Raw genomic sequence first — 23,992 nt, 5'->3', positions numbered from 1 at the left:
TTGACTCCCGGCCTTCCCTCGTCGCTCCAGTCGCTGCGCTCCCTCCGCTCCTCAGTCCAGGCCGGGAGGCCCCATGACCGTGTCCGAGATGCATCCCAGGAAGGAACCGCCCGCGTCGGTCGTGTTTGTCGGCGGCGGTCCTCGGACTGTCGGACTGTTGGAGCGGTTTGCGGCCAGTGCGGAGGAGTTGCTGGGTACGCGCGCGGTGGACATTCATGTGGTGGATCCGTACCCGGCGGGTGGTGGGCGGATCTGGCGGCGGGAGCAGTCGCGGTTGTTGTGGATGAACTCGATGACGTCGGACATCACCATCTTCACCGACGAGTCGGTGGAGTGTGAGGGCCCGATCGTGGCCGGGCCGGATCTGGCGACCTGGGTCGCGGGTGAAGGCGCGGTGATCCTGGAGAGGGCAGGCCTCGAGATTCCAGGCCCGATGGACTTTCCACCGCGGCTGGTCCAGGCGGAGTACCTGGCCTGGGTGTGGGAGCGGGTCGTACGAGACCTGCCCGCGACCGTCACCACGCACCTTGAGCGAGCCGTCGAGCTGACCGCGGACCACCGGGTGATCCTTGCCTCGGGCCAAGAGATCCGGGCCGACGTCGCGGTGTTTGCCCTCGGCTACCTGGATCGGTTGCCGACGGCATCGGAGGCGGCCTGGGCCGCCCAGGCGACAGACGCCGGCCTGACCTACCTCCCGCCCGGGTACACCGCCGACGTGGACCTCGACGAACTGTGGCCGGCCGAGAACGTCATCGTCCGCGGCTTCGGCCAGGCCTTCATCGACCTGATGGTGCTCCTCACTGAGGGCCGCGGCGGCTGGTACGACGAGTGCGACGGCGTACTCGCCTACCGCCCGTCCGGCGACGAGCCCACCTTGTACGTCGGCTCCCGCCGAGGCGTCCCGTATCACGCCAAACTCGGCTACACCGTCGCCGGAACGAAGCCGGTGCCGACCCGCTATCTGACGAAGGCAGCCCTCGACGAACTCGGCGACGGCGTACTCGATTTCGAGAGCCAGCTCGCCCCGCTGATCGACAAGGAACTGGCCTTCGCGCACTACCAGCAACTGTTCACCGCCCACCCGGAACGGACCCGGTGGTCGTGGGAGCACTTCGCCGACGCGCTCGACGAGTGGCCGGCGGGAGGAGCAGGCGCCGGCGCTGCCTTCGACGAAGCGGTGGCGGACGCTGTTCCCGATCCGGCCGACCGGTTCGTGCGGTCCGAGGTCGATCGCCCGCTCGCCGGCCGGCTGTTCCCGGACCGGGAGCGGTTCGAGCGGTTTCTGACCGAGTTGATCGAGACGGATCTGCTGCGCCGGGCGGATCCGTCGTACTCGGCCGATCTCGCGGTTTTCAACGCGTTGCTGAGCATCTACAGCGTGCTGTCGGTGGCGATCACCGAGGGACGGTTGTCCGACGAGGACCGCGTCCGCCGGGTCGAGACGGAGTGGCACGGCTTCTTCTCCTTCGTGGCCAGCGGCCCGCCGCCGCGCCGGCTGGAGGAACTGCTCGCGTTGCACCGCGCCGGGATCGTCCGGTTCGCCGGTCCCGACCTCGAAGTTGCTATCGACAACGACCGCTTCGTTGCCCGCAGCCCTGGTGTCGCGGGGGAGATCCACGCCCGGGCGTTCGTCGAGGCCCGCTTGCCGCGTCCCGACGTACTCGCCAGCACGGATCCGCTGCTGCAAGGACTGTTGGTGTCCGGCGTACTCGCGGCCGACGAACTGTTCGCCGCGGACGGGACCAGCCTCGGCGGCGGTCAGCTCAAGGCGGACTCGCACTGCCGGGCGATCCAGGCCGACGGCACCGTCCACCCGGCGCTGTTCCTGCTCGGGCCGTCGGTCTCCGGCTCGGCCGGGTCGTCCGGGTTCTCCCGCCCGCACTTCAACGGTCCCGGCTTCCGGCAGAACGACGCGGTCGCCCGGCACCTGCTCAGCCTGCTCGCACCCACCGTACGGAAGGAAGAACGTCATGCCAGTTGAGTTCCTGGGCATCGCCGGAACCAATCCGGCCAGCGAGGTGACGCCGCGAACCGGTGGCCCGCTGGACCTGGAGTACACGACGAAGCTCGCCCGCGCCCACGAGGACAACGGGTGGGACCGGATCCTGTTCGCCTACCACTCGGGTTCGCCCGACCCGGCCCAGGTCGCGGCGTACGTCGCCGGCCGGACCGAGCGGATCAACCTGGTGGTCGCGCACCGGCCGAACGTCGCCTACCCGACGCTGACCGCGAAGACCTTCGCGACCCTCGACCACATCAGCGGCGGCCGGTTCGAGGTGCACGTGATCACCGGCGGATCGACCGCCGACCAGGCCGCCGAGGGTGATTTCCTGGCCAAGGACGACCGGTACGGGCGCACCCGCGAGTTCATCCAGATCCTCAAACGGGCCTGGACGTCCGACGAGCGGTTCGACTTCGACGGCGAGCACTACAAGTTCGAGCAGTTCGTGGCCGACATCAAGCCGCTGCAGCAGCCACGGCCGCGGATCTCGTTCGGTGGCTCGTCGGCCGCGGCGTACGCGGTCGGAGCGGCGGAGGCGGACATCTTCGCGCTGTGGGGCGAGCCGCTGGCCGGAACCCGCGAGCAATTGTCAACAATCGACAGCGCAGCTGCCGCAGCTGGTCGGGCGGACCGGCCGACGATCCAGATCGCGTTCCGGCCGATCCTCGCGCCGACCGAAGAGCTGGCCTGGGAGAAGGCGGAGCGCATTCTCGGCCGGATCAAGGACGTGAAGGCGGGCGGCGTACCGCTGAACACGAGGCTCCGCTCGAAGACGCCCGAGAACGCGGGCTCCCAGCGGCTGCTCAAGGCGGTCGCGGAAGGCGAGCGGCACGACCGCGCGCTCTGGACCGCGCCGACCGGCCTGACCGGAGGCGGCGGGAACTCGACCGCCCTCGTCGGTACGCCGGACACCGTCGCGGCAGCGCTGCTCGACTACTACGACCTCGGCATCCGGATCTTCTCCGCCCGCGGCTACGACATCTACGACGACGCGATCGACTTCGGCCGGTACGTGATCCCGCTGGTCCGATCCGAAGTCGCCCACCGCGAGGAGCGAAAGGACTTGGCCTCATGAACGAGCGAAGCGAGTTCATCAGCAAACACAGCCCGCCTCGTGTCTCATCGGCGCCCGGAGCGAAGCGAGGACGTCGATGAGCATCGTCACCGATCTCGATCAGGACTGGGCAACCTGGCACGCCGCCCGCGAACGCGACCTGGACACCGACTACGGCTGGCTCTCCATCGTCGCCTTCGACTGGTTGCCTGCGGCCCCTACTGTCCTGCACGGACTGCCCGGCAAGTGGGAGGCCGACGAGGAACGCGCGTACGTCACGGCCGCCGGCGAGCTGACCCTCGGCGGCGAGCCGGTGTACGGCACCGTGTCGGCCAGCGTGCCGGAGGCCGGTTCCCTGAGCTGGCTGCTGTACGGCGATCGGTTGGCGGAGCTCGTGCTGCGCGGCGGACGGTACGCCGTACGCCAGCGCGATCCGCGGGCGACGACCCGGCGCGAGTTCAGCGGTGTCCCGGCGTACCCGTTGGACGACGAGTGGGTGGTCAAGGCGTACTACACGCCGTACGTGAAGCCGGAGCAGGTGGAGGTCTCGACCGCACGGGACGACTTACGTCAGCACGTGACTGCGGTCGGCACAGTCCACGTGGCGCTCGGCGGAGCGGCGTACGAGCTGGTGGCCACGGCTGCTGGTGGCGGGAGGCTGAATCTGTCGTTCCATGACAAGACGAACGGTGAAGAGACGGCTCCCTGGCGCACGGTGACGACCGGGGTGGTCGGGCGGGACGGGTCGGTGGCGATCGACTTCAACCGGACGGTCAACCTGCCGTTCGCGTTCACGGCGTACGGGACCTGCCCTGCGCCGGTCGCGGGGAATCGGCTCGGCCTGCCGGTGACGGCGGGCGAGAAGAAGGTCAGATGAAGTTCTGTACGTACACGCTGATCGACAACTCACCCGATCCGATCAGCGGGGTGCAGGTCACGCCGTACGAGCGCTTCCAGCACGTCGTACGCCAGGCGCAGTGGGCGGAGGAGCTGGGGTTCGACGCGTACGGCGTGGGGGAGCGGCACGCGCAGCGCTTGATCTCCTCATCCCCACCGGTGGTGGACGGGCAGTGGGACCGGAACCGGGAGAAGTACGAGCTGCTCCGGCGGTTGCTGCGGGAGACAGGAGTCTCACCCGGCGCCCGGCACAACCAGCTGCCGTTCCGGACGCTGGAGGAGTTCCTCGAGGGCGGTTCGGTGCTGGTGGGGTCGCCAGAGCAGGGTGATCGACAAGTTCGGCCGGTACCAGGAGGCGTTCGGGCACGAGCTGTCCGGCATCTCCCTGGAGGTCGCCGGGCTCTCGGAGGATGAGAACCGTGCCTCGGTGGAGACCTTCGTCACAGAGGGGATGCCGGCACTGCGCTCGACGTACCCGAGTCGAGTGTGGGCCTAGCCGTACGTCGGGTGTTGCGGCCAGCCCGCGGGGGAGTCCTCCCAGGCTTCCTGGCGTCCGTACGGCGCCAGGTCGAGGAGGTTGTTGACGAACAGGATGCGGTCGACGCCGCGCTGGCCGGTGGAGTAGGTGCGGTAGACCTCGTCGCCGTCCCGGATGAACAGGTTGAGGAGGAAGCCACCGCCCGCGCCGCAGTCCGCGGAGAACGTCGTACCTGCCGAGGACGCGAACGGCACCGTCCACTCCTTCTGCTTCCAGTAGCCGGCCATCTGGTCGAGCGGCATGTCCGACACGGTCGCCCAGGCGACGCCGCCCTGGGCCAGGCCGTCGAGGTCGGCCACCTGCTCGGTGAAGTACGTGCAGCCGGGGCAGAAGTGGTCCGGGCCGCTGTGCATGAACTGGTAGAGCGCGAGCTGCTGCTGCTCGCCGAACAGCTCCCGCAGCGTCACCGGCCCGTCGGTCGACGCGAACGTGTACTCCGCGAACCGCACCATCGGCAGCCGCCGCCGCTGCGCCGCGATCCGGTCCTGGGCCCGCGTGGCCTCCTTCTCGGCGGTCAGCAACTCGGCTCGCGCCTTCTCCCACTCCTCGGCCGACACGACCGGAGGCAGTGCTGTGTTGTCCGTCATTGGGTGTCCTCTCGTCTGGTCCTGAACGTACGACGAAGCCGATCACCCGTTCTCTACATCGAGGCGGAAAATTGGTCAGAAGCACTCCCGGGAACCGGTATGCTTTCCGGGACGGACTGAGGGGCCTGCAAGGTCTGCCCGGCTCGATTTCACATCGGGGCGGCGGACCGTGTAATCTCTCTCCTCGGCCCGCCCCTTTAGCTCAGTCGGCAGAGCGTCTCCATGGTAAGGAGAAGGTCTACGGTTCGATTCCGTAAAGGGGCTCTGAGCACGACATCTCATCCGGTCCGCCGGATGGGATGACGGACTCTCCCGGCGGGGTAGCTCAGGTGGTTAGAGCACACGGCTCATAATCGTGGTGTCGCGGGTTCGACTCCCGCCCCCGCTACCTAGCAAGGCAGTATTTCAGAGTGCGATCACCCAAGTTGCGCACTCCTGACAAGAAGAGGCAGCAGTGGCCAAGTCAACCGACATCCGCCCGAAGATCACGCTGGCGTGCACGGTCTGCAAGGAGCGCAACTACATCACCAAGAAGAACCGGCGTAACGACCCGGATCGTCTTGAGCTGAAGAAGTACTGCTTCCGCTGCAACGACCACACGGACCACCGCGAGACCCGCTGACCTTCAGCTTTCTTTCGCGAGGGCCGCTTCGGACACCCGGAGCGGCCCTTTCGCTATGCCGCTACACGGTCAGGATCGGCCGTCCGCCTTCGTAGGCGGTGAGACGCTCGTTACGCGGAGTGAGGCAGCACGAGCCGCAGAGCGTGGCGGTGCCGGCCTCGCTCGTGTAGTAGAGGCAGCACGTGTTGCGGAGGTAGACGAGCTTGCCGGCGGCGGTCTCGACGTCGCCGAGCCGGGCCAGGCCGCCGGGCGCCTCGGCGACGAACGTCTGCCAGCGCCCCAGCAGGTACGCCGGATCCACGGTGGTCTCCTCGCGGGTCGCCGCGCAGAACCCCATCGCACACCCGGCCGCTACCCCGCCGTACACCTGCCGGAGCCCGGCTCGCGTCCGCCGGTGCAGCTCCTCTGCCAGCGGGAGCAGGTGCTGTCGCAGCACCACGTCGTGCAGCGTCTGCAGCCCGCCGGGGAGGAAGACGGCAGAGCGTACGGCGACCGCCGCGACGCCGTGCCCCTCGTGCGGCCGGACCCACAGGTTCTCCGGCCGGATGTCGAGGACCCGGCCCTCCAGCGCCCAGAGCAGCAGCGCGGCGGCCGGTGCGCGCCCGGCGTAGAACGACATCATGCTGAGCGCGTTCGCGTGGGCCGTCCGGTGACAGCTCGCCTCGTCATCGCGCTTGAGCAGCTCGGTCAGCTCGGGACTCCCCGGCTCCAGGATCCGATCCACCCGCAACCACTCGGAGCCTTCCGGCTCCCCGATCTCCAGCGCGTACCTCGGTGCATATTTGGCCAGCTCAGCCACTGCCGTCACGTTCAACCTTCCCCAGTCGGATCATGGGTGGCGGCGTCCCGGGGTCCAGTCTGCCAGTAGGGTTAGCGGATATGACGATCGACGCCACGATGGTCGGCCGGAGCTACACGGCCGCCGAGTCCTACCAGGTCGGCCGGGAGAAGATCCGTGAGTTCGCCGACGCGATCGGTGACGGCAACCCGGCGTACCGGGGTGATGACGCGATCGCGCCGCCCACCTTCGCCTTCATGCTCGGCAGCCGCGCGCTCGAGCAGCTCCTGAACGACGAGGAGCTCGGCCTCCGGCTGGACCGGATCGTGCACGGCGCGCAGAAGTTCACCTACACCCGCCCGATCAAGGCCGGCGACGACATCGCCGCGACCGCGACCATCACCACCGTGCGCAAGGCCGGTGACGTCGAGGTGATCATGTACGAGACCGCCCTGACCACCGTCGACGGCGACCCGATCGCCACCTCGACCTCCACCATCTCGCACAACCGGGCGGACGCATGAAAACGGCGGCTCCGGGTTTTGAGCTACCCCCGCTGACTGTCACCTTCCGGCGCGAGGACCTCGTCCGGTACGCCGGTGCGAGCGGTGACTTCAACCCGATCCACTGGAGCGACCGGATGGCCGCCGCGCTCGGGCTGCCCGGCGTGATCGCGCACGGAATGCTCACGATGGCCTCCGCGGTCCGCGTGGTCACGGACTGGCTGGACGACCCGGCCGAGCTGGTGGAGTACGGCGTACGGTTCACCAAGCCGGTCGTCGTACCGGATGACGACAAGGGTGTGAGCGTGACGTTCTCGGCCAAGGTCGACAAGGTCGCGGACGGGCTGGCCGAGATCGACATCACCGCGATCGCCGGCGAGGAGAAGGTGCTCGGCCGGTCCAGGGCGGTCGTGCGCGTCCAGTGAGAACCCACGTACCCCTGGCCGACTTCACCACCCTGCGGATCGGCGGACTGGCCGACAAGCTCGTCGAGGTCAGTACTGAAGACGACCTGATCACCGCGGTCCGCGACGCCGACGCCGCCGGGGAGCCGGTGCTGCTGCTGTCCGGCGGCAGCAACGTCGTCATTGGCGACGACGGCTTCCGCGGCACCGTGATCAAGGTCGCGACCACCGGGATCCGGGTCGACGCGGACCTGTGCTCCGGGGCAATGGTCCACATTCAGGCCGGCGAGGACTGGGATGCCGTGGTCCAGCGCGCGATCGCCGAGGAGTGGAGTGGTTTCGAGTCGATGTCCGGCATTCCCGGGCTGACCGGATCCACGCCGGTCCAGAACGTCGGCGCCTACGGACACGAGGTCGCCGAGACGATCGCGTCCGTCCGGGTCTGGGACCGCGTCGACAACCAGGTCCGCACGATCTTCGCCGCCGACTGCGGGTTCAGCTACCGGAACTCCCGCTTCAAGGCCGACCCGTCCCGCTACGTCGTACTGGAGGTCGTCTTCCAGTTGAGCCTCGGCGACCTGTCCGCCCCGGTCGGGTACGCCGAACTCGCCCGCGTCCTCGACGTCGAACCAGGCTCGCGCGCCCCGATGACCGACGTCCGCGAAGCCGTCCTAGGCCTGCGCCGCAGCAAAGGCATGGTCCTGGACCCCGCCGACCACGACACCTGGAGCGCCGGCTCCTTCTTCACCAACCCCATCCTCGACACCCCCGCCGAGGTCCCTGCCGGCGCCCCCCAATGGCCCCAGCCCGACGGCCGCGTCAAAACCAGCGCCGCCTGGCTGATCGAACACGCCGGCATCTCCAAGGGCTTCACCATCGGCTCGGCAGCCGTCTCCACCAAACACACCCTCGCCCTCACCAACCGAGGCACCGCCACCGCCAAAGAACTCCTCTCCCTGGCAGCCCACGTCCGAACGCAAGTCCACCAGGCCTTCGGAATCACCCTCATCAACGAACCAGTCCTGGTGAACTGCACCCTCTGAGGCGTACCGAAGGACGGGTAGTGGTCCCGTTCCGGCCGGATGACAAGCGTCGGCTGGGCGTGCGCTGGGCGGTCAATCGTCACCACTACCCGTCCGTCGGTACCTGTGGATAACTTCGGCGGGGACTCGGCGCGGGCGGCCAGAATAATCGGGTGGCGTCCGTCGTGGAGGTGCTGGCCCGGCTGGGAGGCTGGGCCACGTCCGCCGAGCTTGTCACGGTGACTTCCCGACGGTCGCTGGCGGCGGCAGTTCGGTGCGGCGATGTCGAGCGGCTCACCCGCGGGATCTACGGGCTCCCAGGTCTCGCGACCGACCTGGCCACGGCCATCGCGCACGACGGCGTGCTGTCGCACACGAGTGCAGCCGCGGTCTGGCGATTGCCGCTGCTCACGACACCCGCGAAGCCCCACATCACTCTGCCGACGAACAGAAATGCCAAGCCCGGTCCGCCTGCAGTGTTGCACTGGGCGACCCTGCCGACTGCGGACCTGCGTGCGCGCCGGACCTCGCTGGTGCGGACGGTCCTCGACTGTGCCCGGATTCTTCCGTTCGGCGAGGCGTTGGCCGTGGCCGACGCGGCCCTCGCGACCGGCTGGCTGACCCACGACGAGTTGGTTGCAACCACGGCAGCGATGTCTGGGCTGGGTCGGCCGAATGCGATGCGGGTCGCGGCAGCTGCCACCGGGCGATCCGAGAGCTTCCTCGAGTCGATGCTGAGGAGTCTGCTGGTGACCGCCGGCATCGAGGGGTTCGAACCACAGGTGGTGGTGGAGACCGGGGAGTCGCGTGTGCGAGTGGACCTCGGGCATCGGCCCGCCCGCGTCGCTCTGGAGGCCGAGGGGTACGAGTTCCACGGCACGGCCGGAAAGTTCGCCGCCGACTGTCGTCGCTACGACGAACTGGTCGCGGCTGGCTGGCTCGTGCTCCGGTTCACCTATCAGCAGGTCATCGGGGATCCCCGATGGGTGGTCGCGACTGTCGAGAGCGCAGTTGCGCAGCGGATCGGTGTACCGAAGAACGGGTAGTGGTGGTGGTCGATCGCCCGGGCATGCGTGGACCGGAGCAGCAATGTCGGCGTTCGGGGTACCACTACCCGTCCGTCGGTACGCTGAAAAAGATTTGCAGTGGGGGTAGGCAAGAGAGATTGGAGTCGCTAATCTTTTGCGCAATCTGGTGGGAGGTGGGTAGTGAGGCGCAAAAGATTTTCGCGGCGGGATGTGCTCGCCGGGATCGGCGCGGCGGCTGCGGCGGCGGTGGTGCCGGGGTGTTCCGGTGGTGGGGGTGCGCGGTCGAGCGTGCTGCAGGTGTGGGGTGGGGTGCCGGCGGCGTCGGGGCCGGCGGATGTGGTGAAGGCGTTCCAGCAGAAGTATCCGCAGTACAAGGTGAACTACACCCGGTTCGTGAACGACGCCCGCGGCAACCTCAAGCTGGACACGGCGCTGCAGGGCGGGCTCGACATCGACGTGTACTTCACGTACTCGCAGGCATCGATGGCGTTGCGGGCCGGGTCCGGACTGGCGGCGGACTTGACCGATCGCGTCAGCGGGGACCCCGAGCTCAAGCCGTTCCTCGACTCCGTCGAACCTCGCGCGTACGCCGAGAACGGCAAGATCAAGGCCCTGGCCACGGCCCGCGAGCCGAACTTCGTCCTGTTCAACGAGAAACTCCGGCAGCAGGCCGGCGTCGACCTGCCACGGCAGTGGACGATCGACGACTTCCGTGCAACCGCCCGCAAGCTGACGACCGCGGACACCATCGGTGCGTACGCCGTCCCGGACGTCGCCCGGATCGCGCTCGGTCCGAACTACTGGTACGACGGCGATCATTCGAACTTCGGTGATCCGCACTTCGAGCAGGGCCTCCGGCTCGGCCGGGACATGATCGCGGAAGGGTCCGCGTTCCCGCAGACCGAGATCCTCGCCCGGCACCTGGACGCGTATCAACAGAACTCGTTCCTCGGTGAGGAGTTCCATCTCTGGTCGACCGCGCCCTTCAACCTGCGGTACCTCTACGACCCGAAGAAGTACCCGCACGACTTCAAGGTCTCGTTCGCCCCGCCGCCGACCGTCGACGGCAAGGACTGGAACGGCGGCAGTTACAGCAACTTCGTGATGGTCAACCCGAAGTCGCCGAAGCTCGAGGCGGCCTGGGCGTTCGTGAAGTTCTGGCTGACCGAGGGTTCCACGCCGATGCTCAAGGCCGGCAAGCTGCCCACCCTCGGCAACGTCACCGACGAGCAGGTGGTCACCGGCATGCTCGGCAAGGAGCCGGACAAGTACTTCGACGTCGAGTCGTTCCACCGCGTCGTCCTGGACGCGGAGCCCAAGCTCGCCACCGACACCCGGCTGACCGGATTCCCCGAGATCAGCCTCGCCGTGAAACAGCAGCGCGACCTGTGCCTGCTCGGCGAGAAGGACGCGAAAGCGGCGATCCGTGAGGTACGCCGGGTCGCCGACGCCGCGATCGCCCGCAACCAGAGGAGGCCCTGATGGCAACCGCAACCGTCGCCGCGGCCACGGCGGTCCGGACCGAGAAGGCCCCGGGAATCAAGCCACGGGGCTGGATCGGCTTCCTGTTCATCGCCCCCAACCTGCTCGGCGTGATCGCGTTCACCCTGATCCCGCTGATCAGCGTCATCGTGCTCGCCTTCACCGACTGGAACCTGGTGTCCGGCCTCGGCGGCATCACGTTCAACGGCCTGGACAACTTCGTCGCGATCGCCCGTGACCCCGGGTTCTGGCGGGCGGTCGGCCTGACCCTGGTGTACGTCGGGGTGTCCGTGCCGCTGACCGTCGTACTCGGACTCGCTCTCGGCATCGCGCTCAACCGGCCGCTCCCGGGGCGCGCCGTACTCCGGGCGATCTTCTTCCTGCCGTACATCGTCAACGTGGTCGCGATCGGCATGACCTGGTTGATGCTGATGAACCCGAAGGCCGGTCTGGTCAACCAGGTCCTGGACGCCTTCGGGATCCAGCCGGCCTGGTTCGCGTCCTCGCACTGGGCGCTGCCGGCGCTGATCGTGATGGCGGTGTGGGGCGGCGTCGGCTACTGCTCGCTGATCTACCTGTCCGCGCTGCAGGATGCGCCACGACAGTTGTATGAGGCCGCCGACATCGACGGTGCCTCGGCGTGGGCGAAGTTCCGCGTGATCACCTGGCCTTCGTTGCTGCCGACAACGATCTTCCTGCTGGTCACGCTGATCATCGGTGCGTCGCAGGGCTTCGGGTTGATCGCGTTGATCACCGCCGGCGGTCCGGGGGACGCGACCACGACGATCTCCTACTACATGTACCAGACGGGCTTCCAGTTCTACCGGTTCGGCTACGCGTCGGCGATCGGCCTGGTGACCTTCATCGGCGTACTCGCGCTGACCCTGGTGACCTGGCGGGCGCAACGAGGAAGGGCCCTCCATGACTAAGCGCAGCAAGTGGTACTGGGGGATCCCGTTGTGGATCCTCGCGATCGCCTTCCTCGCGCCGTTCGCGTGGATGATCTCGACCGCGCTGAAGCCGGACGTGGACGCCTACAAGATCCCGATGCAGTGGATCCCCGATCCGTTCCAGTGGGACAACTTCACCACCGTGCTGAGCGGCGCCACCTCGGTGCTGCCGGCGTTCGGGCGGTCCGTCCTCGTCGCCGTACTGCGGGTGGCCGGGGAACTGATCACCGCGACGATGGCCGGCTACGCGTTCGCGCGGATGTCGTTCAAGGGCCGGGACAAGTTGTTCCTACTGTATCTGGCGACCGCGATCATCCCGGCGCAGCTCTTGCTGGTGCCGCGGTTCATCTACTTCCAGAAGCTCGGGCTCTACGACACGCTGTGGGCGCTGATCCTGCCCGGCATGTTCACCGTGCTCGGGACCTTCCTGATGCGGCAGTTCTTCGTCAGCCAGCCGGCCGAGTTCGCCGAGGCGGCGCGGATGGACGGCGCGAACGAGTGGCGGGTGTTCACCCGAATCTACTTGCCGTTGGCAACACCGGTGATGAGCGCGCTCGGCATCCTGGCGTTCGTCTGGTCCTGGAACGACTACGAGACGCCGCTGGTGCTGATCAGCAACCCGGACCGCTACACGCTGCCGCTCAGCCTGACCAACTTCGTCGACGAGCAAGGGCAGATCGCTCCCGGCCTGACGATGGCCGCCTCGGTGATCTCGATCGTGCCCGTGCTGATCGTCTTCGTCGTCCTGCAACGCCGGTTCATCGCAGCCATGACCCACACAGGAATCAAATGATGCAGAACGTCTCAGGTATCTTCCCGCATCTCGCCCAGGTCGGTGACTTCGGTCCGCCGCGCAGCGAGCTCGGCGTCGGTTCGCTGATGCCGTGGAACGGGAAGCTCTACGTCCAGAACTACAACTCCCACAAGGCTCCGTCCGGTGCCGGCGTCAGCCTTCGCCGGATCGACGCCGATCTGTCGATGGAGATCGTCGCCGAAACGCTGGGTGTGGACGGCACCTACACCAACCGGTTCGTACATTTCCCGACCTCGCAGCTGGTCCTCGGGCCGCACGTCATCTCCGCCGACCACAAGATCGTCACGATCCCGGAGCTCCAGCCGCTCCGCGTCTGCGGTACGTCGCGACACCTGACCAAGCCGGACACGCATGTGTACGTGCTCGCGATGGAAGGTGAGCTGCTCGAGCTCGACCTCACGACGTACGAATGCACGCAGCTCTTCGACCTCAACGACGAGCTCGGCACCGACGGCGAGATGAAGGTCCACTACAAGGACTGCTACACGTCCTTCGGCCGGCTCGTGGTGTGTTCCAACGAGTACGCCGAACCCGAGTGGGCCGGCGTCCGATCGCGGGGCCGGTTGGCGGAGTACGACGGCAAGTCGTGGAAGGTACTGCGGGAGGATCCGTTCACCGCGATCGGTGGACGGCACGAGTTCGGCGGGACCATCTTCGCGACCGGGTGGGACCGGGCGTCGGCGATCCTCGAGGTGTTCACCGAGGCGGACCAGCAGTGGACGCGGTACCGGCTGCCGAAGGCGTCGCACTGCTTCGACCACAAGTGGCAGACCGAGTGGCCGCGGATCCGCGAGGTCGAGCACGAGCGGTTGCTGCTCGACCATCACGGCATGTTCTACGAGCTGTCGCCGTGGGCGTACGGGGGCAGGATCTGGGGCGTGCGGCCGATCTCGACGCACCTGTGGGTGCTCGGAGACTTCTGCTCGTGGCGCGGGATGCTCGTCGCCGGCGCGGACAACGCGTCGCCGAGTCACGGGCTGAATCCGACCACCGCGGAACCGCAGTCCGGGTTGTGGTTTGGCAAGACCGACGACCTGTGGAGCTTCGGCAAGCCCGCCGGCTGGGGTGGTCCGTGGTGGGAGACGTCAGTGGAGGCCGGCGTGCCGTCGGATCCGTACCTGATGACGGGCTTCGACGGGAAGTGCTTGCATCTGGAGAACTTCAGCGAGGACACCATGGTTGTGACGGTCGAGATCGACTTCCACGGGCACGGGCGGTTCGGGGCGGTCGAGCGGTTGACGGTGGAGCCGGGGCAGATCCGGACCCACGTGTTCCCGCCCGGGTTCAGCGCGCACTGGGTGCGAGTGGTGAGCGACACCGACGGTGTGGCGAGTGCCCAGTTCGTCTATACGTGACGATGACGGGATGGCAGACATGGAGAGAGCGGACAGTCCGAGCCCGCTGCAGCTGGTCAAGCGCGCGCAGCCGGAGCTGAACGGCGCGATGCAGCGGGTCGCTGAGCACATCCTGGCGAACCCGGACGAGGTCGCGCGCGGGTCGATTACCAAGCTGGCCGAGGCCGCGCAGACCTCGGCCGCGACGGTGACCCGGCTGTCCACGCACCTCGGGTTCGCCGGGTACCCCGCCTTGCGCGCGGCGCTGGCGATGGAGATCGGCCGCGGCATGGAGGCGGGCTGGGCGAGTGACATCGGCCTGGCGATCGGCCCGGCGGATCCGCCCGAGCAAGTGCTGAACGTACTGGCGTCCACCCAGGCGAACGCTCTGCGCAATGCCCTGGCCGCGATCGACCTGGCCGCGGCCACCCGCGTCGCCGATGCCGTCGCGGGCGCACGGCGTACGCATATCTATGGCGAGTGGGGAGACGCGATCCCGGCGCGCGAGCTCTACATCCGGTTGCTGCGGATCGGGATCCCCGTGTGGTTCTTCGACGGACCGCAGTCGTCGCAGATCGGCGCCGGGCTGCTCGGGGCCGGCGATGTTGCGTTGACGGTCACGCGGTCCGGAAACGACCCGACCTCGCTCGAGTTCATCCAGCGTTCGGCCGGCGAGGGCGCGCTGACGGTCGCGATCACCGGGGTCGTGGACTCGCCGATCGGGCGGGCCGCGGAGGTGGTGTTCGACACCGGTACGCCGAATGGGACGACGTGGACCGAGTTCTTCGCGGGCCGGGCCAGCGACGTACTCACGGCCGGACTGCTGTTCGTACTGGTCGCCCAGCGCGTGCCGGACCACCTCACCGCCAACCATCCGAACGGCCCGGGGCAGCCCGTCGTCCATCCGGACGCCGACCTCCGGCCGCCGACCGTCGTTCATCCAGACACCTGAGGGGTTCGTCTTCTATGCAGCAGTTCGACGTCGAGACCGATCTGACCGTCGTCGGCGGAGGCCTCGCCGGCATCTGCGCGGCGATCGGCGCCGCGCGGCAGGGGAGCACGGTGGCGCTGGTGCAGAACCGGCCGATGCTCGGCGGCAACTCCTCCAGTGAGGTGCGGGTGTGGGTGTGCGGGGCGACCGCGCACGGCGTTCAGCACTTCGCCCGGGAGACCGGGATCATGGGCGAGCTGTTCGTCGAGAACCAGTACCGGAACCCGCTCGGGAACCCGTACTACTGGGATCTCGTGCTGCTGGAAGCGGTACGCGCGGAGCCCCGGATCTCCCTGTACCTGAACACCGACGTGCGGACCGTGGATGCGTCCGAGGGTGTGATCCGGTCGGTGACCGGGTGGCAGATGGGGGCGGAGAAGGAGATCCGATTCGTCAGCCCGGTCTACGCCGACTGCTCGGGCGACGGGTTGGTCGGTCTGCTCGCGGGCGCGGAGTACCGGACCGGACGCGAGCCGCGGTCGGAGTACGACGAATCGTGGGCGCCCGAGGTCCCGGACGGGAACACGCTCGGGAGCACGATCCTGTTCTACTCCAAGGACGCCGGGGAGCCGGTGCGGTTCGAGCCGCCGTCGTTCGCCCGCGACATCACCGAAACGGCCATCCCCGATCGGCGGATCATCCGGACCGAGCTGAACGGGTGCGCCTATTGGTGGATCGAGTGGGGCGGTGAGCTGGACGTCGTCGACGACAACGAACGGATCCGGGACGAACTGCAGGCCGTGGTCTACGGGATCTGGGATTACATCAAGAACTCTGGACAGTTCGACGCGGAGAACCTGACCTTGGAGTGGGTCGGTTCGGTGCCGGGGAAGCGCGAGTACCGGCGTTTCCTCGGTGATCACGTGCTGACGCAGCACGACGTACTCGGGCAGGTCGAGTTCGAGGATCGGGTGGCCTTCGGCGGATGGTCGATCGACCTGCACCCGCCCGGTGGTGTCTACGCCGCCGAGCGCGGATCGAAGCACTGGCATCCGGATGGGAACTACCACATTCCGCTGCGGTCCCTGTACTCGCGGAACGTCGAGAACCTGTGGATGGCCGGGCGCAACATCAGCGCGAGTCACGTAGCCTTCGGTACGACGCGGGTGATGGCGACCTGCGCCGTCCTGGGGGAGGCCGTCGGGATCGGCGCTTCCGTTGCCCTGCGCAACGGTCTGACGCCGCGGGAGCTGGCCCGGGATCGCTTCGGCCTGATGCGTCGCGCGCTGCTGCGTGCCGACGCTTCAGTCCTGGGGGTCGTCGATGACGACCCGGCGAACCTGGCTCTGGCCGCGTCCGTCACCGCCTCGTCGACGCTGTCCCGGCCTGCCGTCGAGGTCTCCTCCGGAACGTTGCCGCTGACAACCGACATCGCCATGGTCGCCCCTTCGCTGGACGGCTTCGAACTGCTCGTCGACTCCACTGGCGGTTCGCTGACCGTCGAGCTACACGATCCGGGGAAGCCACAGAACTACCTCCCGGCGGCGCTCGTCGACTCGTGCACTGTGGAGGTCCCGCCCGGCGAGAAGCGCTGGGTCCACGTTCCGCTGAGCTGGCAGTCCGCGAACGGGATCGTCGTACTGCGGAAGACTCCGGCGATCTCGGTTCACACCACTGATGCCGCGCTCCCCGGCATGATGTTCCTGGCGCACCGCGAGCCGGCGCCGGACGAGCAGTGGACCGAGCAGTTCCGTCCGTGGAAACACATCCTCCCCCGCTCCGGTCTCTGCCTCCGCCTCGGTGAGACTGCGGCGTACGCGCCAACCAACGTTGTCGGCGGCTACGCCCGCCCGTACGGCGGCCCGAACCTCTGGTCCTCGGAAGACCTCGCTTGGGATCCGGCTCCCTGGATCGAGCTCACCTGGCCGACCCCGGTGGAGATCTCCGAGGTCGTCGTCGTCCTCGACGATGACGTCAACGAGGACCTGATCAACCTCCACCACCACCGCACCCCCTTCGAGACCCTCCCGACCCTTCTCGCCGACTACACCCTCGACGCCCGCAACGGCGCCTCCGACTGGCATCCCGTAGCCACCATCACCGCCAACCACCACCGCACGAACCGCCACTCTCTACCCACCCCCGTCCAGGCAACCCACCTCCGCCTGACAGCCCACGCCACCAACGGCGCGCCCCGAGCCCACGTGGTCTCGCTCCGCGCCTACTCGTGAACGCGCGGTCGACTGACGTCGTTCGCTGTACTGCGGCCGTCGGGGCCGGGTCAGTAGCGCCATTGGAGTTCGTGGGATTGCATCCAGGTCAGGAGGGGGTCGGCGGTGGTGGGGGATGGTGCCGCGCCGGTGAGGAGGTCGGTGAGGACCTGGGTGGGGGCTGCGAGGCGGAGACCGGTCGGTGTCTTGCGCGGGCGGGTGTAGACCACGTCGGTTGAGGGAGTCGCAAGTACGACGTCACCGGTGCTGGTGGGGATGAGGTTCCACGCATCGGCTGCCGCGTGTGGGTCGGGCGTGTAGATCGTCAGCGTGGTGGCTGGGGTCACCGGTGCCCAGAGGCGTGCCGCGAAGGTGCCGGTGACGGCGTACGGCAAGGTTGTCGGCGGGATGCGGTCGACCAGCGCGTCGAGTCCGCCGACCGCCTGCCACTGCGTAATGGTGCTTTCGCGGGTGAAGCGGAAGTCCTGGGCCCAGCGGTGCAGCAGAGCGATCCAATCGTGTACGGCGACGACCGCGCCGGCGGTCCGCGTGACGAGTTCCTCCCGCTCGAGGCAGCCGACGACGCGATGGATCGTCGGTGCGGGAACCCGGCTGAGGGCGACGAGGTCGTGGGTGGTCCAGACGCTGCGGAAGTCGAGCAGCGCCCGGATCACGCCGGCGGCCGAGCTGTCGGCCAGGGCCGGTGAAGCCTTCTCTGTCACGGACGTGTCTCCTGGTCAGATGTGACGTGGGACGCCCAGGCGCACGGTGGCATAGGTCGTCCACTCGTAGCAGTGGTGGTCCCGGTTGAGGTTGATCAGGCTGGCGTGGGTGATCTCGGTCTTCGCGACTCCGCCTCCCAGTGCGGCCAGGCGTTTCTTCAGCGGTGCGGCGTCAGCGGCCTGGTTCCAGTAGCCGAGGGAGATGTGTGGATCGAGCTCCGGCAGCGCGGGGACGGAGTCACGGCCCCAGACGTCGGTGATCGCGGCGCGGAGTTGGGCGCGGAGACGGCGCAGACGATCGACGGGCTGGGCCGGCAGTTGGAGACTTTCGGGGTCGACGACGGCGGGACCGATCCGGATCTCGAAGGGATGAACGGGCTCGAGTCGGCGCTGGGCGGCTTCGACGATCGGGTCCAGGTCCTCCTGGGTGAGCTTGTCCGCGAAACCGACGCCCTGCATGGTCAGATGCAGCCACTGCGCCGGAACCGGAGTCAGACCTGCTAGCGACCGGACCACCGGCTGGTACGCCGCATGCAGGTCGCTGAGCACGGCGTCGTTCTGGAAGGTGATGTGCCAGGTGTAGAACGAGCGGCCGGCACTCCAGCCGGGCCGCCAGTACCAGTGGTCGCGGACTTGATCGACCATGCAACTGCTCCTCTCAGTAGCGCGGCACCACATCAGCCCGCAGACCGAACCGCTTCAGGCCCGCGGACGTCGGGGCCGTTGGACTCGGGTCGGTGGGCATCGGGTCGCTGGGTATCGGGTCCGGGGGACTCGGCGCCGTGCGGGTCCGCGCGGGCGGGGACTTTGCGTTGGGTGTCGGGGCGGTGAGTTGTCGGCTGTCCGGGGTCGAGGTGTTCGGTGCCGGGCGAGGGATCGAGGGCCGGCGGGGGCGGTTCATCGGGCTGCTGCCGTTTCGGCTTGCGGCGGCGGGTGGAAGTTGGGCGGGCGGGGAGATCGGGATGCTGAGTGAAGTCGCGGATCCGCTCGCGGATCTGGCGGCCTTGCGGGCTGCGCGCGTACGGCGCTGTGAGGGCAGCGACCTCGCCGATCCGGTGGATCAACGGGCGAACCCGGTACTCCAGTGGTGTGCTGAGCACTGGCTCGAGCGTCTCGGCAGCACCGTCGAGCTGGCCGAGCACCAGCCGCGCCTTGGCCTGCTGCAGGCGGACCATCCGCTCGGAGCCGAAATTCCTGAGCAGGTGCGGCGCACCCTCGAACATCGCGACGGCGCGATCCGCGTGCCCGAGCGTGTGCCGGGCTTCTCCCAGCGCGAGGTACGCGTCCGACCAGATGCCTTCGGCGCGTTCCGGCGTACAGAGGAAGGGTCCGCCTGGTTCGGACTCCGCCGGAGTGACGGCCAAGCGTCGGGCCCTGCCGAGCGCGTCGCGGGCGTCGTCCAGACGTCCGGACCGGGCGAGATCGACCGCGGCGGCGCTGGCGAGGAACAGGGCCGACGTGCCGGCGGCGTACCGCAGGCCGTCCTGCGCGTAGGCGGCTGCGGCGTCGAAGTCGTCCTGCCAGAAGGCGGCGGTGTGCTGGGTGGCGCGGATCCAACCCCGCAGTACGTCGTGATCGGCGGCCTCGGCGCACGCCCAAGCCGTCCGGGTGTGCCGCTCGGCGACGTCCGGCCGGCCGAGGTCGACCGACATCCAAGCCAGCAGGGTGATCGACCAACCGGCTGCCGCGTAGATGTCGCGAGACTGCTTGGGCGACTGCCGGCCGGCCAGGAGCCGGAACGCGCGGTCGCGGATGGAGCGGCTGCGGACGAACAGCGGTCTGGTCGGCGTGCGGAGGTAGCTCTGGGCGATGCGCAGGATGTCGGCGTGCAGTTGCTCGACGGTGAGGTCGCCGACGTTGGACTCCTCGGCGAACGTGAGCAGCGCGATCGACTCGTCGCCGGCGTCCATCACGTCGTCGTCGAGCCCGACGGTCGACGGCAGCGTCAGGTCCGGCTCGGTCGCCACCACGCCGGGTGGCGGGCTGAAACCGAGATCGTTGTCTGAAGCAACATTCAGGACGTAGCGCAGACCGGATCGGTACGCGGCGCCCGGCCAGCGGACGGCGCCTCGTTCCAGCTTCGCGATGTAGTGGCCGTCCAGCTCGTACCTGACCTCGGTGGTGTCCCACAACCACGCACAGACCGCCTCGGCGAGCTCCGCCCGGGACAGGTGTTCACCCGGTGCGCGGCGCGACGGCGTGCGCTCCCGCGCGGCGCGCAACAACTCGTTGGCCTCTGACATGGCGGTAACTGTAGGTGTCCAACCACCCTCCGCGACCACGAAAATCGCCCCTGTGGACGAGCTGCCCCACGATGCCCCTAACTGCCCCGGGTTGCCCCCGATTTCCAACGCTGAAAGGGTTTTCAGGGGTCGGTCGACGGCTGTCGACGGGGTGTTGCGGCTCGATGGGCCGCGAGGGCTTCCTAGCTGAGCGTGATCGGTCGGGGCAAGGTGGGGCAGATGGGGGCAGGTCGGGGCAGGGCCGGGCAGATGAGGACCTGACCGGGGCGGACTAGGGTGTCCGCGTGCCCGAGGAAGCCATCACGACGCTGCGAGCCGAGCTGGATCGCTTCGAGCGAGCCGAAGAGGGATTCGCGTTGCTGGAGGTGTTTCTCGAGGTGGCGCGACCTCAGCTGGGCGCCGTCCTACTGGATCCGGTGGGTCTGCGGTTGCCGGAAGGCATGACGGATGACCGGGCCCTCGTGCAGGAGTTGCTCGAAGAGATCGAGCGGGAGCCCCGAGGCAGCGGACGTGTGGTCGAGCGGGCGTTCGACATGGACGACGAGCAGGCACGGTGGGACTACGTGCGACTCGCCTACAGCTCCAACCAGGCGACGGTGTGGAGCGCCCGGCACCGTACGACGTACTTCGAAGCGGCTGGACCGCACAAGGCGACGTACTGGTTGCCGGACAGTCTCAAGGCGGAGTAGTTCGGGGCGCTGACCGCTAGGGGATGGGCCGTTCCGCAGGACTGGCTCGAGGCCGTGGCGAAACGGCCCAAGCCGTGGTGGAAGCGCGGCGGGCGTTAGGCCGTATCGCCCCCTAGCTGAGCACCGGTAGGCGAGAGAGGGCCTGGGCCACGGCCGATTGGATGTCGGCGTCGTCCCAGGAGCGGTCGGTCATGTTGCCGGTGAGGTAGGCGTCGTAGGCGGCCAGGTCCAGGTGGCCATGGCCGCAGAGGGCGGTGAGGATGACCTTCTCCTCGCCGGATTCCTTGCAGCGCTGGGCTTCCTCGATCGCGGCGGCGAGGGCGTGGGTCGGCTCGGGCGCGGGCACGATGCCCTCGGTGCGGGCGAACTGGAGGCCGGCCGCGAAGCACTCGGACTGGGCCTTGGCGACCGCCTCGATCTCGCCGGTCTCGTAGAGGTGGCTGATCAAAGGGCTCATGCCGTGGTACCGCAGGCCGCCGGCGTGGATCGGGTCGGGAACGAAATCGTGGCCGAGGGTGTGCATCTTCATCAGCGGCGTCATCCCGATCGTGTCGCCGAAGTCGTACGCGTACGTCCCCTGGGTCAGCGACGGGCACGCGGCCGGCTCGACCGCCCGGACGACCGGAGCCATCCGCCCGGCCCAGCGCTCGCGCAGGAACGGGAACGCGAGGCCGCCGAAGTTCGATCCGCCGCCGGTGCAGCCGACCAGGAGGTCGGGCGTCTCGCCGGCCATGGCGAGCTGGATCAACGCTTCCTCGCCGATGATCGTCTGGTGCAGCAGCACGTGGTTGAGCACCGAGCCGAGCGCGTAGTGAATGTCGGGATCCTGGATGGCGGCCTCGACCGCCTCGCTGATCGCGATGCCGAGTGAGCCGGGGGAGTCCGGATCCCCGGCGAGGATCTTCCGCCCGGCCTCGGTCAGCTCCGACGGGCTCGGGTGCACGGTCGCGCCGAAGACCTCCATCATCGTCCGGCGGTACGGCTTCTGGTCGTACGACGCCCGCACCTGCCAAACCTCGCAGTCCAGGCCGAACTGCGCGCAGGCGAACGCGAGCGCCGTACCCCACTGGCCGGCGCCGGTCTCGGTGGTGAGCTTCCGGACGCCGGACTTCGCGTTGTAGTAGGCCTGCGGCACAGCAGTATTCGGTTTGTGCGAGCCCGCGGGCGAGACGCCTTCGTACTTGTAATAGATCCGCGCCGGAGTATCGAGCGCCTTCTCCAGCCGGTGCGCCCGGTAGAGCGGGCTCGGCCGCCACAACCGGTACACGTCGAGCACTTCGCCCGGGATATCGACGTACTGATCCTGCGAAACCTCTTGCATGATCAAGTCCATCGGGAACAACGGCGCGAGGTCGTCAGGCCCGATCGGCTGCCCGGTCCCAGGGTGCAGCACCGGCGGGGGCGGCGTCGGTAGATCGTGCAGCACGTTGTACCAACGGGTCGGCAGCTCGTCCTCTGGCAGCAGGATCTTCGTCGGCGTCATGCCTGAAAACTACGGCGCGCCCAGGTGCCCGGACAATGCCCTGCCCCGGAACCGAGCCGGCACTTATTCTGCCGCCGTCAGCCGATCGATCTCGCCACCGGAGCCGACTCGATAGACCACATCGGACGGTTGCCCGAGGTGTAGCGCATCCGCTACGCCCAGTTGCTTCAGCAGCATCCGGCCGATCATCTCGTGCGATACCAGCAAAGGCCGTCGCGCGCCCCGCCGAGCGATCTCCGCCAGCGCCCGCCCGGCTCGCACGTCGGCATCCGCGTAACTCTCGCCGCCAGGAAAGCGGAAGGCGTACTTGTCCTGCTCGCGCGCCGCCCGCATCCCCGGCCAGATACCGTCGATCTCCGCCGACGTGAGCCCGGACCACGCGCCGTGCGCGATCTCGGCCAAGTCGTTGAGCACCTCCACGGGCAAGGCTGGCGCCAAGATCTCCGCGGTTCGGCGGGATCGGGGGAGGGGACTGGTGAAGACGGCGTCGATCTGATGGTTGCCGAGGAGGTCGGCGTTGCGCTGGGCCTGCAGCAGGCCGTGGGGTGTCAGCGGTGAGTCCAGCCGGCCCTGGCGGCGGCCTTCGACGTTCCACTCCGTCTGGCCGTGGCGGGCCAGGTAGACGGTCTCGAAGGCCATTAGTACGCCGGGACTGGGGCGGGGGTGGAGGCGCCGAGCCAGTTGTTGATTTCTGCCAGGAGGGCCTTTTGGGTTTCGGGTGGGGCGGTGGAGGCCAGGACTGAGCCGCGGGCCAGGTCGGCGAGCTCTTCGTCGGAGAAGCCGTGGACCGTGCGGGCGGTTTCGTACTGCTCGGCCAGGCGGGACCCGAAGAGCAGGGGGTCGTCGGCGCCGAGGGCGATGCGCGCACCGGCCTCATAGAGCTGTCGGAGCGGCACGTCCTCCGGGCGGCGGTAGACGCCGAGGGAGACATTGGACGCTGGGCAGACCTCCAGTGCGACCTGTGCGTCGACCACTCGCTTCAACAGGTCCGGGTCCTCGACAGAGCGCACGCCATGGCCGATGCGACCGGCTTCCAGCTCGTCAAGGCAGGTCCGGACGGTCGCCGGGCCACACAGCTCACCACCGTGCGGTGTGGAGAGCAGTCCGGCGTGCCGTGCGATCCGGAAGGCCGGTGCGAACTCGGACGTCGTACCGCGGCGCTCGTCGTTCGACAGACCGAACCCGACCACACCACGACCGACGTACTGCGCTGCCAGCCGGGCCAGCGTCCGCGCGTCGAGGGGATGCCGAGTGCGGTTGGCCGCGATGATCACCTGGACGTCGATCCCGGTGCTGGCCGACGCGTCCCGGGCCGCATCCAGGACCAGATCGGTGAACTGGGTGATCCCGTGGAAGCGGTTCGCGTACCCGGACGGGTCGACCTGGATCTCCAGCCAGCGGGAGCCGTCGGCCCGGTCGTCCTCGGCCGCCTCGCGGACCAGCCGCCGTACGTCGTCCTCCGTGCGCAGCACCGACCGCGCGATGTCGTACAGCCGCTGGAACCGGAACCAGCCGCGCTCGTCGGCCGCCGACAACTCCGGCGGCCAGTCGGTGCGCAGCGCGTCAGGCAGCCGGACGCCGTGCTTGTCCGCCAGCTCGACCAAGGTCAGGTGCCGCATCGACCCGGAGAAGTGCAGATGCAGGTGTGTCTTCGGCAGCACCCGCAGATCCCGCTGCGTCATTACCGAAGGTTACCGAC

24 protein-coding genes and 2 tRNA genes are annotated in these 23,992 nt (G+C 68.4%); 18 read left to right on the top strand and 8 right to left on the bottom strand.

Annotated features, from left to right (window positions below; genetic code table 11):
* Positions 1-73 precede the first annotated feature (73 nt).
* The 4 genes from AB0E63_RS11270 to AB0E63_RS11255 all read left to right on the top strand — a co-directional run bounded on the left by AB0E63_RS11270 (position 74) and on the right by AB0E63_RS11255 (position 4,367).
* Positions 74-1,981 (top strand): FAD/NAD(P)-binding protein, encoded by a 1,908-nt coding sequence (locus tag AB0E63_RS11270; protein WP_360364242.1) that lies wholly within the window; start codon positions 74-76, stop codon positions 1,979-1,981.
* Positions 1,971-3,077: an LLM class flavin-dependent oxidoreductase gene (locus AB0E63_RS11265; protein ID WP_360364240.1), complete on the top strand. Its 1,107-nt coding sequence runs from the start codon at positions 1,971-1,973 to the stop codon at positions 3,075-3,077. Before AB0E63_RS11270 ends, AB0E63_RS11265 begins: the two co-directional genes overlap by 11 nt.
* A gap of 76 nt (positions 3,078-3,153) precedes the next feature.
* A complete protein-coding gene (locus AB0E63_RS11260) occupies positions 3,154-3,933 on the top strand; it encodes a DUF1684 domain-containing protein (RefSeq protein WP_360364238.1) in 780 nt (259 codons plus the stop codon).
* Positions 3,930-4,367, top strand: coding sequence for an LLM class flavin-dependent oxidoreductase (locus AB0E63_RS11255; RefSeq protein WP_360364236.1), 438 nt, complete (start codon positions 3,930-3,932; stop codon positions 4,365-4,367). The genes AB0E63_RS11260 and AB0E63_RS11255 overlap by 4 nt, the downstream gene beginning before the upstream one ends.
* Before the next feature lie 78 nt (positions 4,368-4,445).
* On the opposite strand, the gene AB0E63_RS11250 is transcribed toward AB0E63_RS11255, so the two are convergent.
* A complete protein-coding gene (locus AB0E63_RS11250) occupies positions 4,446-5,078 on the bottom strand; it encodes a DUF899 family protein (protein WP_360364234.1) in 633 nt (210 codons plus the stop codon).
* Positions 5,079-5,269: 191 nt separating this feature from the next.
* Between AB0E63_RS11250 and AB0E63_RS11245 the strand changes: the two genes are divergently transcribed.
* From AB0E63_RS11245 to rpmG, 3 genes are all read left to right on the top strand, one after another.
* Positions 5,270-5,342, top strand: a tRNA-Thr gene (locus tag AB0E63_RS11245).
* Between the two features lie 50 nt (positions 5,343-5,392).
* Positions 5,393-5,466 (top strand) — tRNA-Met (locus AB0E63_RS11240).
* Positions 5,467-5,532: 66 nt separating this feature from the next.
* A complete protein-coding gene (gene rpmG / locus AB0E63_RS11235) occupies positions 5,533-5,700 on the top strand; it encodes a 50S ribosomal protein L33 (protein ID WP_360364232.1) in 168 nt (55 codons plus the stop codon).
* 61 nt (positions 5,701-5,761) lie between these two features.
* On the opposite strand, the gene AB0E63_RS11230 is transcribed toward rpmG, so the two are convergent.
* Complete coding sequence (locus tag AB0E63_RS11230; RefSeq protein WP_360364230.1) at positions 5,762-6,508, bottom strand: hypothetical protein; 747 nt, start codon at positions 6,506-6,508, stop codon at positions 5,762-5,764.
* 71 nt (positions 6,509-6,579) lie between these two features.
* Here AB0E63_RS11230 and AB0E63_RS11225 point away from each other — a divergent pair, with 71 nt between their 5' ends.
* The 10 genes from AB0E63_RS11225 (at position 6,580) to AB0E63_RS11180 (ending at position 17,177) form a co-directional block, all read left to right on the top strand.
* A complete protein-coding gene (locus AB0E63_RS11225) occupies positions 6,580-7,002 on the top strand; it encodes a MaoC family dehydratase N-terminal domain-containing protein (RefSeq protein ID WP_360364228.1) in 423 nt (140 codons plus the stop codon).
* The gene (locus AB0E63_RS11220; RefSeq protein ID WP_360364226.1) at positions 6,999-7,406 is read left to right on the top strand and encodes a MaoC/PaaZ C-terminal domain-containing protein; all 408 of its coding nucleotides are present in this window, start codon (positions 6,999-7,001) and stop codon (positions 7,404-7,406) included. The genes AB0E63_RS11225 and AB0E63_RS11220 overlap by 4 nt, the downstream gene beginning before the upstream one ends.
* Entirely contained in the window at positions 7,403-8,428 is a 1,026-nt protein-coding gene (locus AB0E63_RS11215; RefSeq protein ID WP_360364224.1) for a UDP-N-acetylmuramate dehydrogenase, read from the top strand. Before AB0E63_RS11220 ends, AB0E63_RS11215 begins: the two co-directional genes overlap by 4 nt.
* A gap of 152 nt (positions 8,429-8,580) precedes the next feature.
* A complete protein-coding gene (locus AB0E63_RS11210) occupies positions 8,581-9,453 on the top strand; it encodes a DUF559 domain-containing protein (RefSeq protein WP_360364223.1) in 873 nt (290 codons plus the stop codon).
* A gap of 162 nt (positions 9,454-9,615) precedes the next feature.
* Positions 9,616-10,917: an ABC transporter substrate-binding protein gene (locus AB0E63_RS11205; protein WP_360364221.1), complete on the top strand. Its 1,302-nt coding sequence runs from the start codon at positions 9,616-9,618 to the stop codon at positions 10,915-10,917.
* Positions 10,917-11,846, top strand: a complete 930-nt coding sequence (locus AB0E63_RS11200) for a sugar ABC transporter permease (RefSeq protein WP_360364219.1) — start codon at positions 10,917-10,919, stop codon at positions 11,844-11,846. The genes AB0E63_RS11205 and AB0E63_RS11200 overlap by 1 nt, the downstream gene beginning before the upstream one ends.
* Positions 11,839-12,660 carry a carbohydrate ABC transporter permease gene (locus tag AB0E63_RS11195; RefSeq protein ID WP_360364218.1) on the top strand — a complete coding sequence of 274 codons (822 nt, stop codon included), beginning with the start codon at positions 11,839-11,841 and terminating at the stop codon, positions 12,658-12,660. Before AB0E63_RS11200 ends, AB0E63_RS11195 begins: the two co-directional genes overlap by 8 nt.
* Complete coding sequence (locus AB0E63_RS11190; protein WP_360364216.1) at positions 12,657-14,036, top strand: hypothetical protein; 1,380 nt, start codon at positions 12,657-12,659, stop codon at positions 14,034-14,036. Before AB0E63_RS11195 ends, AB0E63_RS11190 begins: the two co-directional genes overlap by 4 nt.
* A 10-nt stretch (positions 14,037-14,046) precedes the next feature.
* Entirely contained in the window at positions 14,047-14,967 is a 921-nt protein-coding gene (locus AB0E63_RS11185; protein WP_360364214.1) for a MurR/RpiR family transcriptional regulator, read from the top strand.
* Positions 14,968-14,981: 14 nt separating this feature from the next.
* On the top strand, positions 14,982-17,177 hold the full coding sequence (locus AB0E63_RS11180) for an FAD-dependent oxidoreductase (protein WP_360364212.1): 2,196 nt from the start codon (positions 14,982-14,984) through the stop codon (positions 17,175-17,177).
* A gap of 50 nt (positions 17,178-17,227) precedes the next feature.
* Here AB0E63_RS11180 and AB0E63_RS11175 read toward each other — a convergent pair whose 3' ends face one another.
* From AB0E63_RS11175 to AB0E63_RS11165, 3 genes are read right to left on the bottom strand one after another with little or no spacing between them, the layout of a single operon-like run.
* The gene (locus AB0E63_RS11175; RefSeq protein WP_360364210.1) at positions 17,228-17,878 is read right to left on the bottom strand and encodes a hypothetical protein; all 651 of its coding nucleotides are present in this window, start codon (positions 17,876-17,878) and stop codon (positions 17,228-17,230) included.
* 15 nt (positions 17,879-17,893) lie between these two features.
* Positions 17,894-18,523: a 2'-5' RNA ligase family protein gene (locus AB0E63_RS11170; protein WP_360364208.1), complete on the bottom strand. Its 630-nt coding sequence runs from the start codon at positions 18,521-18,523 to the stop codon at positions 17,894-17,896.
* A 32-nt stretch (positions 18,524-18,555) separates the two neighbouring features.
* Complete coding sequence (locus AB0E63_RS11165) at positions 18,556-20,121, bottom strand: hypothetical protein (protein WP_360364207.1); 1,566 nt, start codon at positions 20,119-20,121, stop codon at positions 18,556-18,558.
* A 284-nt stretch (positions 20,122-20,405) separates the two neighbouring features.
* Here AB0E63_RS11165 and AB0E63_RS11160 point away from each other — a divergent pair, with 284 nt between their 5' ends.
* Positions 20,406-20,810, top strand: coding sequence for a hypothetical protein (locus AB0E63_RS11160; protein ID WP_360364205.1), 405 nt, complete (start codon positions 20,406-20,408; stop codon positions 20,808-20,810).
* 112 nt (positions 20,811-20,922) lie between these two features.
* Here AB0E63_RS11160 and AB0E63_RS11155 read toward each other — a convergent pair whose 3' ends face one another.
* From AB0E63_RS11155 to AB0E63_RS11145, 3 genes are all read right to left on the bottom strand, one after another.
* On the bottom strand, positions 20,923-22,293 hold the full coding sequence (locus tag AB0E63_RS11155; protein WP_360364203.1) for a TrpB-like pyridoxal phosphate-dependent enzyme: 1,371 nt from the start codon (positions 22,291-22,293) through the stop codon (positions 20,923-20,925).
* Between the two features lie 63 nt (positions 22,294-22,356).
* The gene (locus AB0E63_RS11150) at positions 22,357-22,932 is read right to left on the bottom strand and encodes a histidine phosphatase family protein (RefSeq protein ID WP_360364201.1); all 576 of its coding nucleotides are present in this window, start codon (positions 22,930-22,932) and stop codon (positions 22,357-22,359) included.
* The gene (locus AB0E63_RS11145; RefSeq protein WP_360364200.1) at positions 22,932-23,975 is read right to left on the bottom strand and encodes an adenosine deaminase; all 1,044 of its coding nucleotides are present in this window, start codon (positions 23,973-23,975) and stop codon (positions 22,932-22,934) included. Before AB0E63_RS11145 ends, AB0E63_RS11150 begins: the two co-directional genes overlap by 1 nt.
* Positions 23,976-23,992: the final 17 nt, after the last annotated feature.

The organism is Kribbella sp. NPDC026596 (genome assembly GCF_040638415.1).
GTDB lineage: Bacteria > Actinomycetota > Actinomycetes > Propionibacteriales > Kribbellaceae > Kribbella.
Note: the sequence above shows the minus strand (reverse complement) of the source record. Positions and strands in the feature narration are given on the sequence as shown.

Bases quoted from the DNA above. Each gene is read 5' to 3' on its own strand.
- AB0E63_RS11225 (WP_360364228.1), top strand. From the start codon at position 6,580: ATGACGATCGACGCCACGATGGTCGGCCGGAGCTACACGGCCGCCGAG.
- AB0E63_RS11170 (WP_360364208.1), bottom strand. From the start codon at position 18,523: ATGGTCGATCAAGTCCGCGACCACTGGTACTGGCGGCCCGGCTGGAGT.
- AB0E63_RS11195 (WP_360364218.1), top strand. From the start codon at position 11,839: ATGACTAAGCGCAGCAAGTGGTACTGGGGGATCCCGTTGTGGATCCTC.
- AB0E63_RS11265 (WP_360364240.1), top strand. From the start codon at position 1,971: ATGCCAGTTGAGTTCCTGGGCATCGCCGGAACCAATCCGGCCAGCGAG.
- AB0E63_RS11255 (WP_360364236.1), top strand. From the start codon at position 3,930: ATGAAGTTCTGTACGTACACGCTGATCGACAACTCACCCGATCCGATC.
- AB0E63_RS11155 (WP_360364203.1), bottom strand. From the start codon at position 22,293: ATGACGCCGACGAAGATCCTGCTGCCAGAGGACGAGCTGCCGACCCGT.
- AB0E63_RS11145 (WP_360364200.1), bottom strand. From the start codon at position 23,975: ATGACGCAGCGGGATCTGCGGGTGCTGCCGAAGACACACCTGCATCTG.
- AB0E63_RS11200 (WP_360364219.1), top strand. From the start codon at position 10,917: ATGGCAACCGCAACCGTCGCCGCGGCCACGGCGGTCCGGACCGAGAAG.
- AB0E63_RS11220 (WP_360364226.1), top strand. From the start codon at position 6,999: ATGAAAACGGCGGCTCCGGGTTTTGAGCTACCCCCGCTGACTGTCACC.
- AB0E63_RS11270 (WP_360364242.1), top strand. From the start codon at position 74: ATGACCGTGTCCGAGATGCATCCCAGGAAGGAACCGCCCGCGTCGGTC.
- AB0E63_RS11185 (WP_360364214.1), top strand. From the start codon at position 14,047: ATGGCAGACATGGAGAGAGCGGACAGTCCGAGCCCGCTGCAGCTGGTC.
- AB0E63_RS11190 (WP_360364216.1), top strand. From the start codon at position 12,657: ATGATGCAGAACGTCTCAGGTATCTTCCCGCATCTCGCCCAGGTCGGT.
- AB0E63_RS11150 (WP_360364201.1), bottom strand. From the start codon at position 22,932: ATGGCCTTCGAGACCGTCTACCTGGCCCGCCACGGCCAGACGGAGTGG.
- AB0E63_RS11260 (WP_360364238.1), top strand. From the start codon at position 3,154: ATGAGCATCGTCACCGATCTCGATCAGGACTGGGCAACCTGGCACGCC.
- AB0E63_RS11250 (WP_360364234.1), bottom strand. From the start codon at position 5,078: ATGACGGACAACACAGCACTGCCTCCGGTCGTGTCGGCCGAGGAGTGG.
- AB0E63_RS11180 (WP_360364212.1), top strand. From the start codon at position 14,982: ATGCAGCAGTTCGACGTCGAGACCGATCTGACCGTCGTCGGCGGAGGC.
- AB0E63_RS11165 (WP_360364207.1), bottom strand. From the start codon at position 20,121: ATGTCAGAGGCCAACGAGTTGTTGCGCGCCGCGCGGGAGCGCACGCCG.